General features: G+C 57.1%; 12 protein-coding genes. 9 read left to right on the top strand and 3 right to left on the bottom strand.

Going from position 1 to position 12,291, the window contains the following annotated elements; all coding sequences use genetic code 11:
• Positions 1 to 364 precede the first annotated feature (364 nt).
• Entirely contained in the window at positions 365 to 1,333 is a 969-nt protein-coding gene (locus tag ASD00_RS23175) for an alpha/beta hydrolase (RefSeq protein WP_057209110.1), read from the top strand.
• A gap of 236 nt (positions 1,334 to 1,569) precedes the next feature.
• Positions 1,570 to 2,049 carry a carboxymuconolactone decarboxylase family protein gene (locus ASD00_RS23170; protein ID WP_057209107.1) on the top strand — a complete coding sequence of 160 codons (480 nt, stop codon included), beginning with the start codon at positions 1,570 to 1,572 and terminating at the stop codon, positions 2,047 to 2,049.
• Between the two features lie 503 nt (positions 2,050 to 2,552).
• On the opposite strand, the gene ASD00_RS23165 is transcribed toward ASD00_RS23170, so the two are convergent.
• Positions 2,553 to 3,188: a response regulator gene (locus tag ASD00_RS23165; RefSeq protein ID WP_057209105.1), complete on the bottom strand. Its 636-nt coding sequence runs from the start codon at positions 3,186 to 3,188 to the stop codon at positions 2,553 to 2,555.
• 309 nt (positions 3,189 to 3,497) lie between these two features.
• Between ASD00_RS23165 and ASD00_RS23160 the strand changes: the two genes are divergently transcribed.
• Together ASD00_RS23160 and ASD00_RS41870 are read left to right on the top strand one after the other, a co-directional pair.
• Entirely contained in the window at positions 3,498 to 4,964 is a 1,467-nt protein-coding gene (locus ASD00_RS23160; protein ID WP_057209102.1) for a mechanosensitive ion channel family protein, read from the top strand.
• A 270-nt stretch (positions 4,965 to 5,234) separates the two neighbouring features.
• Complete coding sequence (locus tag ASD00_RS41870) at positions 5,235 to 5,423, top strand: hypothetical protein (protein ID WP_082523689.1); 189 nt, start codon at positions 5,235 to 5,237, stop codon at positions 5,421 to 5,423.
• 34 nt (positions 5,424 to 5,457) lie between these two features.
• On the opposite strand, the gene ASD00_RS23155 is transcribed toward ASD00_RS41870, so the two are convergent.
• Positions 5,458 to 7,074 (bottom strand): ATP-binding protein, encoded by a 1,617-nt coding sequence (locus ASD00_RS23155; RefSeq protein WP_244494733.1) that lies wholly within the window; start codon positions 7,072 to 7,074, stop codon positions 5,458 to 5,460.
• Positions 7,075 to 7,244: 170 nt separating this feature from the next.
• Positions 7,245 to 8,210 carry an SDR family NAD(P)-dependent oxidoreductase gene (locus ASD00_RS23150; RefSeq protein ID WP_057209098.1) on the bottom strand — a complete coding sequence of 322 codons (966 nt, stop codon included), beginning with the start codon at positions 8,208 to 8,210 and terminating at the stop codon, positions 7,245 to 7,247.
• Between the two features lie 81 nt (positions 8,211 to 8,291).
• Here ASD00_RS23150 and ASD00_RS23145 point away from each other — a divergent pair, with 81 nt between their 5' ends.
• The 5 genes from ASD00_RS23145 (at position 8,292) to ASD00_RS23120 (ending at position 11,742) form a co-directional block, all read left to right on the top strand.
• On the top strand, positions 8,292 to 9,212 hold the full coding sequence (locus ASD00_RS23145) for an AraC family transcriptional regulator (protein WP_244496106.1): 921 nt from the start codon (positions 8,292 to 8,294) through the stop codon (positions 9,210 to 9,212).
• Between the two features lie 202 nt (positions 9,213 to 9,414).
• Complete coding sequence (locus tag ASD00_RS23140) at positions 9,415 to 9,804, top strand: response regulator (protein WP_057209094.1); 390 nt, start codon at positions 9,415 to 9,417, stop codon at positions 9,802 to 9,804.
• Positions 9,805 to 10,253: 449 nt separating this feature from the next.
• Complete coding sequence (locus ASD00_RS23130; protein ID WP_057209087.1) at positions 10,254 to 10,880, top strand: glutathione S-transferase family protein; 627 nt, start codon at positions 10,254 to 10,256, stop codon at positions 10,878 to 10,880.
• A gap of 53 nt (positions 10,881 to 10,933) precedes the next feature.
• Complete coding sequence (locus tag ASD00_RS23125; RefSeq protein WP_057209084.1) at positions 10,934 to 11,278, top strand: metalloregulator ArsR/SmtB family transcription factor; 345 nt, start codon at positions 10,934 to 10,936, stop codon at positions 11,276 to 11,278.
• Positions 11,278 to 11,742, top strand: a complete 465-nt coding sequence (locus ASD00_RS23120) for an SRPBCC domain-containing protein (protein WP_057209074.1) — start codon at positions 11,278 to 11,280, stop codon at positions 11,740 to 11,742. The genes ASD00_RS23125 and ASD00_RS23120 overlap by 1 nt, the downstream gene beginning before the upstream one ends.
• Positions 11,743 to 12,291: the final 549 nt, after the last annotated feature.

Below are 12,291 nucleotides of genomic sequence, written 5' to 3'. Positions count from 1 at the left end.
GTGATGCTCTGATCGTTGCCAGGGCGCGCAAGTCTTACCGCTCTCTTCCTGATCGAGACATCAAACAGAAGTTTGGGTTGCTTTGCATGCGCCGGAGGCGCCTATCAAGCTTCGTCGAAGCGCTTGGCGCAGGGAGACCGGGTGAAACGGCCCGCTCCGTCCGATACCTTTTCCCAAATACATGATCCTGCCTGTCGCCGTCAAAGGATGCGTTCGCCCAAACTTAGGTGTACGAAACGAACGTATAGCTACAACCAATCACATCGATTGGTACGGTTAGTCGCCGGATTTGTAGATCGATGAAGTTTAGATCCTCAGATTTACACGGTTTATTTTCCAATATTTCTTTGAATAGGAGATGAACATGAACCTGGGTTCCACCACGCCGACGCGGCGAGACATGATGACAGGCACACTGGGACTTGCTGCCGCGACAACGGCAATTGCCGCCAGCTCGGCGCGAGCCAAGGAGCCCGCCAAGGGTGCCGGACATCGGTCCGATGGCGAATACGTCACGTCGAAAGATGGTACTGCAATTTTCTATAAGGACTGGGGTCCGAAATGCGCGCAGCCGATCGTATTCCATCATGGATGGCCCCTTAGCGGCGATGACTGGGACGCCCAGATGCTGTTCTTCCTCGGCAAGGGCTTCCGCGTCGTTGCGCATGACCGGCGCGGCCACGGTCGCTCCGCCCAGGTAAGCGATGGACACGATATGGATCACTATGCAGCGGATGTTGCTGCTGTGATAGAGCACCTCGATCTTCGCAACGCAGTTCACATCGGCCATTCCACCGGGGGCGGTGAGGCGGCTCACTATGCGGCCCGTCATGGAAAGGAGCGCGTTTCCAAGCTTGTCCTTATTGGCGCTGTCCCGCCGATCATGGTCAAGACCTCGGCCAACCCTGGCGGCCTTCCAATCGAGGTCTTCGACGGCTTGCGCTCCGGTCTGGCGGCTGACAGGTCTCAATTCTACCTCGATCTTGCCGGCGGCCCCTTCTATGGTTTCAACCGGGAGGGAGCGAAGCGCTCTGAGGCGATAGTCCAAAACTGGTGGCGCCAGGGCATGGCGGGTGCCGCAAACGCCCACTATCTTGGCATTAAGGCGTTCTCTGAAACGGACTTTACTGACGATCTGAAATCAATCGATGTACCGACCCTCGTCCTCCACGGAGATGACGATCAGATCGTGCCGATCGCAGACTCCGCCCTCCTTTCGGCAAAGCTCCTGAAGAACGCGACGCTGAAGGTTTACAAGGGGCTTCCCCATGGGATGGCGACCACCCACGCCGGTCTTATCAACGAAGATCTGCTGGAATTTATCGTGGCTTGATGATGCGAGAGGGTGCCGTCGGCGCCCTCTTTTCCTCGAAAGCGTCGATACCTATTCAGCGGGCGGGCTACTCCCGCCTGCAAGGCACTTTTGAGGGATTTTGCGACATCGAAACGGCGGCAATCCAAACAGACGTATAGCTGTTCGCTCGAGGGTCGCTTGGGCACGATGATTGCGCCGCATGCAAAGCTTGTTTGCGCGTGGAAAATTTCATTCCACACCATGGATGATGGACAATGACCCAACGCCTCAATTACGCTCAACTTTCGCCGGACCTCTTCAAGGCTCTTATGGCGCTTAGCAACGAAGTCAAGAAAGGCACGATCGAGCAGTCTATTCTCGACTTGGTCGACATTCGCGCATCGCAGATCAACGGCTGCGCGTTCTGCCTCGATATGCACTCCAAGGAAGCGACTATGCATGGCGAGCGCCCGCATCGCCTTCACCACGTTGCCGTGTGGCGCGACTCGACCCTTTTCTCCTCCCGCGAGCGGGCAGCGCTTGCCTGGACCGAAGCCTTGACCAAAGTCTCTGATAGCGGCGTCCCGGACGAGCTCTACGAAAAGGTCCGGGGGCAATTGTCTGAGAAGGAAATTTCCGATCTCACCTTCCAGATCATGGCGATCAATGCATGGAATCGCGCCAGCATCGCGGTCAAAGCTGTGCCCGGCTCCGCCGACAAGGTTTTCGGCCTTGATAAGGCGCAACTGGCCTAACGAGCAATGGGTGGCCGGTGACCTTACGGCCGCCCTCCAATTTACTGCGGTCCTGACCTCGGTCAGCGACCGCGATGGACCTCCTATCTCAATCGCCAGCTGCTTCAATGGGCCGGCATCGAGGATAAGGAGGGTGGAGCGACGCAAAAGTGCCAGCCAGTTGGCAGGGTTGATCGTCGAAATCGTCCACTCGGACGATCGTAAACGCGTTTCGGGCCAATCTCGATCGCTCGTTCAAGTCGAGTGCCGACGCGCGAGCAGCTGATGGCTGAAACAAGGAGGGATGGAAGGGATGTCCGATCGAAGCGTCGACGTTCTCATCTTACGGCTGAGACGCAGAGAAGCCTTCGAACCCGCCATTGATCAAGACGCAGCGCGGAGCCAGGTATCTCCTCGACGCGGACGTGTCCGTCATTACCCAGGCTCGACAGCGGTGATGCTGCCCATCTGCCACCAACCGGAGTTCGTTGTGAAATGTCGCTCGAGGCATACACGTGCGATGTTCACTGAAGCAGTTCGGATTTTCTCACGAGGTCACTGAGAGAGCGGGCCTGCATCTTTCTCATGGCGCTCCCGCGATGAAGCTTGACCATAATTTCGCTGATCCCCAATTCATAGGCGACCTGCTTGTTCATCAGACCATCTGTCACAAGCTTCATCACTTGCCTTTCGCGCGGTGTGAGGCTTGCCGCACACTCGCGAACATGTCTCAGTTTGGAAGTGATCTCACGCTGTTTTTTGCCCTCCTCGATCGCGGTGGTAACCGCGCTAATGAGTTCGTCTGGCTGGAATGGCTTCAAGAGAAAGTCGATGGCTCCCGCTTTCATGGCGGAGACGCTCGTCGTTACATCTCCGTCTCCAGTCATGAAGACAATCGGTACATCGAAGCCGGCTTCCGACAGCCTTCGCTGAAATTCTATACCGCTCACGCCCGGCAAATTGACATCAAGCAACAGGCAACCGACAGCATGCGGGTCGCCTCGGTGGTTAAAATCGGTTGTGTCGACGAAGGCCTCGGCCTGCATCCCTACGGCTTCGAAAAGTTCGAGCAGCGACAAGCGAAGTTGCTCGTCGTCGTCGATAATGTTCACTACCGGAATGTCGGTGGTTGTCTCAACGTTGTTTGCGTGTTCAGGCACGGCATCGCTCCCTCAGTTGTCAAGCTTCGACACTTCGTGGACCGCGATTTTACTCCAAAGGACTGAGCTGGCTATAAAACCAACGTTTGCTGCGTGCGGGGTGAGCGGCGGCAGCGGAGCTGCCTCCGCCGTCGGCAATCGAACTCACACCTTCGTTCCTACAGCAAGCTGTACCTTCGTTTGGGTTCCTGCGTGTCCGTGCGAAGGCTACAGCCTTGCACAGTGGCTCCCGTCGATCTGTGCCGCCGCGCTGACGCGAGTCTCTCATATTTTCGCGCGATGCCGGCGAACCGTTAATCGGAGCACACCATGCCGACGCCCCTTCCTTTAGTGCCGCTCGTAATGCTGAACCTGCTTGGGCTGGCGGGAATTATAGTCTGGCATCTGCAGGGACGAGGTCGCCCCAATGCACGACTTGTCGTTCAGATCATCTTCTTCGCTGCGATGACGGCAGCTCTTTTGGCTGCGCAGGTTGCACCTTTCCGGTTTGAGAGAATCCACGAAGAAGTGTTTGCGCGGTTTCTCGTCGACTGCGGTAAGGTCTTGTGGTGGACGCACCTTGCCTGGGCAGTGATCGGTTTTACGCGCATCTACATAGTGCTGGACAAGCGACCCAGGGAAGCGCGCCTTATCCAAGATCTCCTGGTGGCCGTCGTCTATCTCGGCACTACTCTTTCAATGATGGCATTCGTCTTCGGCATGCCGATCGGTACACTTCTTGCAACCTCGGGCGTCGTGGCGATCATTCTAGGCCTTGCCTTGCAGAATACATTGTCGGACGTCTTCTCCGGCATCGCCCTGACGATTGGGCGTCCCTATGTTCTGGGCGACTGGATTCTGCTGGCAGACGGAACTGAGGGAAGAGTTGTCGCTAGCAATTGGCGGGCGACCTGCATCCTTACATCGGCAAACAATCTCATCGTGCTTCCAAATAGTGTGCTTGCCAAGCTCGGCCTGACGAATTTCAGCCGCCCGACGGAAACGCACCAGATCAAACTGCCAATAAGAATCTCTCCCACGCTCCCACCGAGCGAATCGATGGAAGTCTTGAGTCTGGCTCTCGATAGCTGCAAGTTGATCTCCAGAGAGGCGCCGCCAACGGTGGCGCTCAAGAAGATGGATGGTATGGGCATAGACGTGGAACTGCTCTTCTATGTCTCCACTCCGGGCGAACGCGTGGCTGCATGCAATGAGGTCATCGATGCCGTCTTCCGCCATTGCGCGGAAAATGGCGTCTCGCTCGCGATGCCGGCCGGCTCCTATGTGTTTGGCACACAATCTCCCATCGGGAGCCACCTGACGCCGACGATGCTCTCTGCGAGGGAGTTGCTGCGGGCCGTGCCTGCTTTTGCTGGATTGCCTCTCGACGAGCGCAACGCGCTTGGTAGTCAAGCGACGACCCGGCAGTTTCCTGCAGGTGCGACAATCGTGACAGAGAATGAGACGTTTTCGAGTTTGATGATCATACAGTCCGGTATTGTCTGCAAGCGGTGGAACGGAAAGGATATCGAGCGGCTTTATCCTGGAGAAATCTTCGGCGCGCGCAGTCTGCTTTCGGACACACCGGAGAGCGGCAGTTTCGAGGCGCTGACCGAAATCTCCATTTCTGTCATCGCAAAGGAGGCGCTCGATAAAGTTATCGGATCTCACCCACAATTGGCGAAAGATCTTGCATCGAGGCTTTCCAGGACCATATCCGATGAGCAATCAGATACTGACACTCCTCTCTCCCAGACGGAAAAAACACCCGTTCTATGGGCTATGACCAACGGGTAGAGATTTAGATCCCGTGTTGGGATTCGACCGTTCGGGCGCGGCGAAAACCCAAGCGAAAGTGGCCGTTACGGCGGCTCTGTATAGAGTTGGCCCAGAACGCTGTCACGGACACGCCTTCGGGCTCCGCGTCCCAACTCCGGCAGCACCTTGACTAACTTCCGTATAGTTTCGGCTCCTATCCCCTCGGTCTAGCATTGCGACACCTGATGTTTCCCATGTCTTTGCCAAAGGGAGCTGGTGGTTGAGTGAGATGTAGATGGAATTGGCTCGATGCCGTCGAATGAGGCCGGATGGTTTTCTCGCCGGGAAGCGCAACCTTTACTGGAAGTATCGGAGTACTGCCGGCACGCGGGTGTAGATGAGGCGGAGGAGCGGCGGCTGATTACCTTGCTAGGTCGATATGCGTCCCGCCACGAGCTACAGATGAATATCATTCGCTCGCTTCGCCGGGTTCGCTAGCACCCAATTATCGCCAGCCGCTGTGCGAAAGACATCATGCGGGAAGCGTTATCTCGAAAACAGTGCCACCCCCGGCAGCATTCCCAGCCTTGAGAGTGCCGCCATTTGCCTCCACCATGCTGACGCAGATGGCGAGGCCGATCCCCAAGCCGTATGGTTTTGTGCTCTGGAATGCTGCAAACAACTTACCCATGATAGCAGGCGATATCCCCGGGCCGTTATCCATGACGGACATCCTAACCGAAGTGGTGCCGGCGTGCGCCAAACCGATCCGGATCATTTTCCTGGGGCCGTCCATGCTCTCCATTGCCTGGATTGCATTGGCGATCAGGTTAACTAACACCTGCTGAAGCTCGATCCTGACTGCGTTCACCGCAGGCAAATCCCTTTCGGACTCGACGCGGATGTCGACCTTGGCGCGAAGCAGATCCGGCGTCATCAATGCACAGGTTTCGTCGACCAGCGACATCAGATCCAAGACCTCTGGCATGCGTCGTTCTTGCCTTAGCAGGCGCCGAGTATTCTCGATAATGTCGCTTGCGCGCTTGCAGTCCCGCACCAGTCGTTCCGCTGATCGCCGCACCGCGACGAGGTTGGGCGGGGCCCTGGACAACCACTTCAACAGGGTTTGAGTGTTGACAGTCAGAGCGGCGAGCGGTTGGTTGAGTTCGTGGGCAAGCGAGGCAGATAGGGCGCCCACGGTTGCGGCTCTTGCTGCTTTGGCCAACTCGGCCTGCGCCTCCAACAGCGCCTTCTGTGTCATCTCTCGTTGTGTGATGTCGACCATTCCGACAACGACGCGGTCAAAGGCAGCCGTGTCTTCCGGAAAGCGCAGACTGATGATCACCTGCCGGGTCTCGGCGTCGTGCCTGACGATAGTTCCGGTCTGCTCGAGGCTTTTTCGTTCATTGAAAATCGCATCAAGGAGGTTGATGGTCGTTTCACGGTCGGCCAGGACGTGACCTGCCATCGCGACGGCGGTTCCTTTTGTCGCTGCATGGCCAAGCAGTTCGATGGCAGCATCGTTTGCAGCAATCGTCCTGACCAAACGGGCGCATTTTTCCACGACGTCAGGATTACCAAGGGCATATGCTCGAAAGTCGGGGATGCCTTCACGCTTGAGTGACAAAAGATAGGTTCTTGCTGAAGAATAGTCGCGCTCCCATAAGGCGACCCGGCTTTGTTCGAAGATCGAGCGATAACGGCGCTCGCTGTCGCGAAGCGCCTTGTTCGATGCGATGAGTTCGGTGCGAGCTGCAGCGTTCCTGAGGATGAGTGCACAGGTAACGGAAATGGCTGAAAGCGAAACCGTCAGGCGAAGCAGACTGGAGATGTCGAAAATGAAACCGTGACCCATCGTGTAAGAGACGACAGTCAGAATATTACATGTCACGCCTACGAAAATTACCCCTTGTCGGCTCAGCAAGCCCGCCGAGAGTAGCATCACGACTACATAGAGCACCGCTATCGCGCTCTCGATTGTCGTAAACGCATCGATGTAGAAGACCGCAGCACCAAGAGCTGCGGCCGCAACTGTATTAGCGATATCAAAAGGCGTAGCGTTTCGAACGCTACCTTTGGTCACCGGGTCTTTACGGATCTGTTGATTGCCGTTTTTCGCCGAGCGACGCCGAAAGGCGGAATTGTCCAAGGCGATACGGGCATGATCTGGGAGCGGCGTCAAAAGCGGTATGTCATCAATGGCTAGTGTCGATGGATAGACGCTATCAGCAGCCGGCTTCGGTGAGGACTATACTCGTGGATAGGTGCAGCTGTGATTTTGTCGGCCCACCTGCAGCCGGGTCGGTGTTCACCGATATTTCATCCAGCAAAGGCTCCAGTCATCGAAACCGATGCGTCCCAGAGACGCCGTGCCGCAACAGGATCGATTGCCCAACTTGCAACCCCCTTGCTGCCTAATTCGCCGTTGTAGGGTTGGGCGACGCCGAAGTCTTCGAGATATTCGCCTCCAAACCCATCAAGCTCGGGGCTGGCACCTGCCCAGACCATTGAAGCGGCGCCTTGTTGCGGGGTCTTGCGGCCGTTCGCTGGATCGATGCGCAGGTTTCCATCTGCATCGTATGCGTCGAACCGTGCCAAGTATTCCGGCGTCAGGTGCCTGACGATATCGGTCAGGATTTGGCCCGGATGCAAGGAAAAGGCGCGCACGCCGACTTCGCGTCCGCGCCTGTCGAGCTCAACCGCGAACAGTGCGTTTGCTGTTTTGGCCTGACCATAGGCGAGCACGCTGTCATAGGCGCGGCGGACGAAATGGATATCGTCGAAATCGATACCTCCCGCCTGATGTGCGCGTGAGGAAACACTGACAACACGCGCGCCATTCGCGCGCGTGAGCGCCGGCCATAGAGCCGCGGTCAGTTGGAAATGGCCGAGGTGATTGATCGCAAACTGCCCCTCGTGGCCGTCCGAGTTGCGCCACAGTGGGGTTGCCATGACGCCGGCACTATTGATCAGCATCGATATGGGTCGCCCACTGGAAACGACTTCTGCCCCGAATGCCGCAATCTCGCTGGGAACCGAGAGGTCCAGATCTGCGATCGTTACGTTGCGCAGATGTGCAAGATTTCGTTGGGCCTTTGAGCAGTCCCGCGCCGGAACGATGACGGTAGCGCCGACGCTGGCAAGCGCGCGTGTTGCCTCCAGACCTAGACCTGAATAGCCGCCAGTGACAACGGCGGTCGTGCCATTTAGGTCAAGCCCTTCGACCACCTGCTGTGCTGTGCTGGCAACACCAAAACGCGAGTTAATGAGATTCGGATTGTGCATGTATGGCTCCGTGATGCTTGTGCCAGGGATATATCGGCACTACCTCTGGAGGATCCATCATCAAGGCGCCAAAGTACTGTCGTGATCGTCCAAAAGCACAACGAAGATGCACTCTCATCCATTCTGGAATGTCTTGGCGCCCGAACCCTCTGCTCGATGCGATTGGAGGCTGGCGGGAGTTGGGCCGTCCATTTTCCCTTGCCGCGGGTACTCAAGTTCGATTTTGTTCGGCGCGGCGAATGCTGGCTACGCCTCAGTGGCGCCGAGCCAGTGCGGATCAACGCTGGTGATTGTATCATCGTAGCCGGCGTCCACTATGAGCTTGCCAACGCTCCGGATACGCCGGCCCTTCCTGCACAGGAGGTGTTTTCGCCAGCGGGACCCGCACAAATCGGCGCTGTGACGGACTTCACTGTCCTCGGTGGGACGCTTCAACTCGACGCTGGCGACGTTCTGTTCGTAACGGGCGTGTTACCTTCCGTTGTCGTAATACGGGCGGATGAAATGGCACCAGTAGGGTGGCTATTGGAGCATCTGGATCACGAATGGGACAGCGGCAGGCCTGGAGCTCGACTGGCGAGTAACGACCTCATGCGCCTTGCTTTCATTCACGTATTGCGTGCGCATTTGGCGAAGCTCGACGAGGGCGTCGGATGGCTTCACGCTCTGATTGATCGAAACTTGGGCCCAGCGATGCGAGCCATTCACGCAGATCCGACTCGTGCCTGGACGGTCAGCGAACTGGCGCGCATCGCCGGGCAATCGCGGTCTGGGTTTGCGGCAAGATTTCGCGCTCATGTGGGATTGTCGCCAATCGACTACATCGCCCGGTGGCGGGTGAGATTGGCATCCGCCAAGCTCCGCGGAAGCAATTTGCCGATATCACATATCGGTCAGGAACTTGGATTTGCGACTGACAGTGGATTTAGTGCCATGTTTCGCCGGGTGACGGGCATGTCTCCCCGACAATACCGCCGGAAGCAGGCCGATCTGCACACATGATCGAGGTGACATAGTTCTCCGGAGTGATAGGGCTCCTGGAAGAAGGAACCAATCGCCAAATGCCTCGTTCACCTTAAGATTGTTTTAACGAGAAGTGCCGTGACAATGCGTTGTGCTTTCGCTAGCCATTGGTGCAGGTGGAGAAGACTGCATTCCGCAGTCTGTTCAAGTGACAGTGCATGGCCAGGAGGACCGTTCATCCATGGCAATCGATGGGGAACAGGAACAGCAGGCAAGTAAACAGAGACCCGTCGTTGCAGTCGTCGATGACGATCCGGTTGTGCTCGAAGCGCTGGAAGACTTGCTGGAATCGGCCGGTTATTCTGCGCGCGGGTTCCCGTCTGCCGCGTCTTTGCTTTCCAACGGTCTCTCCGGGTTGGATGTCATAATCACCGATATTGGAATGCCAGGAATGGATGGCTTTGAACTCTGCGAAGCCGTGAACTCTGTTCGGCCGGAAATGCCGGTTTTCTTGATGACCGGCCGCCACGACATTGAAGGCAAACGGAGCGAAACATCGAACTTGGGGATTTTCCGCAAACCGTTCGACACCCGAGTTCTTCTTGCGGCGGTCAAAGACGCATTAGCTTGACGAGATGAAAGCGAAGGGATGCCGGCGACAATGTGCGAGCCGCTTTCCACTCGGCAAGATCTCTCTTGCCTGCGCGTGGCGCAGACCCGAAGCGTTCAAGATCTTTCTGCCGATGGATCGCAAGCCAGTCCTTGAGGTTGGAGATGCGCAAGTTCGCGCCGGGCGTGCGCGGGCGCTGCATCGCCCGGTGCGCTTCCTCCAGTCCTCCGGCAACGGCTTGGCTGGATGCCAAGAGGGCAGCCGCCACCAGCAGATTCGGCAAGTGAGCCGAACGGCATGGGCAACATTGTCGGACGCGCCTTCCGTTTTCGGGTGATCGGACCGGTGCTACTCCCTGCAGTCTATCGCCATTCGAAATCGCAAAAAGGTTTCCAAGAAAGGAAACTGTTGTTGCGTCGATGGAAGGGCAGGTCTATAAGTTTCCAATGTTGGAAACTTAGGAGTGCCCCATTCTGACGCTCTACATCCACCCACTTGCCTCCTTCTGCCACAAGGTTCTCATAAGCCTTTATGAAAGCGAGCTGGTCTTTGAGGCAAGGACGGTGGATTTCTCCGATCCGGGATCGGCCGCAGCGCATTTTGAACGTTGGCCTGTCGGGAAAATTCCTGTGTTGCATGATAGCGCAACGGGTCGCGTCGTGCCCGAGACGAGTATCATCATTGAGTATCTGCAGACGCGATACCCCGAGCAATTCCGCTTCCTCCCTGACGACGCACGGCTGCGGCTGGACACGCGGCTCTGGGATCGCTTCTATGATCTCCATGTCAGTGTGCCCATGCAGAAGATCGTCAGGGACCGGATCAGGCCGGCCGGAGCCGGAGATCCGTACGGAGTTGCCGAGGCGCATGAGGCGCTCGAGACGGCCTATGCAATGATCGAGACGCAGCTATCGGGAAAGGCCTGGGCGGTGGGTGACGACTTCACGCTGGCGGATTGCGCCGCCTTCCCAGCTTTGTTTTTCGCATCCGTCGTTCATCCGATTGGAGGCGTGAGGCCCGCGTTGTCCTCCTATCTGGATCGGCTCCTGTCACGCCCGTCGGTGGCGCGTGTATTGGACGAGGCACGTCCCTTCTAACGGTTTTTCCCTTATAAGGAGGCCCTGCCAGAGCGCTTCCGGGAGAAGACTGAATGAAGAACACACCGCAGACGAATTTCGATCGGATGTTTCATGCTCTCTCGGATCCTTACCGAAGAGCCTTCATCGAGCAGCTTTCGAAGGGACCGGCCGCGGTGAAGGAACTCGCTGCACCAGCGGCCGTGCAACTTCCGGCGGTCCTGAAGCACCTTCGTGTCCTCGAGGAAGGCGGCATCGTCATCTCCGAAAAGGTCGGCCGAGTGCGGACCTACCGGATGCGCCCAGACGCCTTTCGTGCAGTGGGCAACTGGATCGATGAGCGCCAGAGCGAGATGAACGATGCCTTCGATCGACTGGCTATTCTGATGGCGCAAACACCGGAAAAGAAGGATCACTGATGGGAGTCAATGTCGACCACCGCACGTTCGTCATCAAGCGCGCACTGCCGGGTAGCCCCGCTCACGCATTTCGCTTTTGGTCTGATCGTGCCTTGAAGCGACAATGGAATGCCTGTCATCCCGACTGGCATGTGCTGGAAGATCGGTTCGACTTCCGAGTCGATGGTTGCGAACGCTTGGTCTGGCGCATGCCCCAGGGGATCGTTCAGGAGATGACCGCTCATTTCCTCGAAATCGCCGAGCGGCAACGCATAGTTTATGCCTATACGATGCGGACAGATGGCCGAAGCATTTCTTCATCTCTTGTAACCGTGGAGTTCGAAAGCACGCCTACAGGAACCGAGATGACCTTCACCGAGCAAGCCATGTTTGCAGATGTCAAGCACGCAGAGAGAAGAGAAAGTGGCATAGGCGTTGGATTTGATCGGCTGCACCAGGCTATGGAAGCTGCCTCGGTTGGGTGATGGGCCTGAACTCCCGCTTTTGGGGCAATACGGGCTTTTGTCGTGCAATTTCTGTTTTTACTTACGCATCATAGCAGTGGCATGATTCCGTTCCTCGAAGCGCGCATTTCTGACCGTGCTCGGATCAGCTTGGCGGGGGCGCCTCAAACAGAACCTACGTGACGCGCCTTGATGGTCCAACGCCGCCTAGACTTCGCTACGGGTGGCGCTGTTGCACCTCGCGCCAGCCATATTGCCCGTGCGTGACTTTCCTTCGAGCGCGGCACCAGTTCGATCTGGACATCCTTCAAGTGCGACGGGCTGACCGTGTCCGCGCTGATGCCAAAGGTGTCGATGCCGAAACGGTCACCAACGGTTTTTCGATTTTGCCTTCGGTGACTTTCTTGTCACATAGATCGCGGCTGATTCAGCCTTGCTGCACTCGTAGAGGTTTGGCCGCTGTCGTCCAAATTGCGGATTCCGACGTGAAGCCGGCCGCCATTCCAATCAAAGACCGGCCACCATTCCGATTTGAAGCCGGCCACGATTCCGATCAAAAGCCGGCCGGTT

Source organism: Ensifer sp. Root31, from assembly GCF_001424825.1.
Classification (GTDB): domain Bacteria; phylum Pseudomonadota; class Alphaproteobacteria; order Rhizobiales; family Rhizobiaceae; genus Ensifer; species Ensifer canadensis.
This window is presented reverse-complemented; position numbering and strand designations above follow the sequence as displayed.

Excerpts from the sequence above, each read along its gene's own strand:
- ASD00_RS23175 (WP_057209110.1), top strand. The coding sequence starts at position 365 with ATGAACCTGGGTTCCACCACGCCGACGCGGCGAGACATGATGACAGGC.
- ASD00_RS23170 (WP_057209107.1), top strand. The coding sequence starts at position 1,570 with ATGACCCAACGCCTCAATTACGCTCAACTTTCGCCGGACCTCTTCAAG.
- ASD00_RS23160 (WP_057209102.1), top strand. The coding sequence starts at position 3,498 with ATGCCGACGCCCCTTCCTTTAGTGCCGCTCGTAATGCTGAACCTGCTT.
- ASD00_RS41870 (WP_082523689.1), top strand. The coding sequence starts at position 5,235 with ATGCCGTCGAATGAGGCCGGATGGTTTTCTCGCCGGGAAGCGCAACCT.
- ASD00_RS23150 (WP_057209098.1), bottom strand. The coding sequence starts at position 8,210 with ATGCACAATCCGAATCTCATTAACTCGCGTTTTGGTGTTGCCAGCACA.
- ASD00_RS23140 (WP_057209094.1), top strand. The coding sequence starts at position 9,415 with ATGGCAATCGATGGGGAACAGGAACAGCAGGCAAGTAAACAGAGACCC.
- ASD00_RS23125 (WP_057209084.1), top strand. The coding sequence starts at position 10,934 with ATGAAGAACACACCGCAGACGAATTTCGATCGGATGTTTCATGCTCTC.
- ASD00_RS23120 (WP_057209074.1), top strand. The coding sequence starts at position 11,278 with ATGGGAGTCAATGTCGACCACCGCACGTTCGTCATCAAGCGCGCACTG.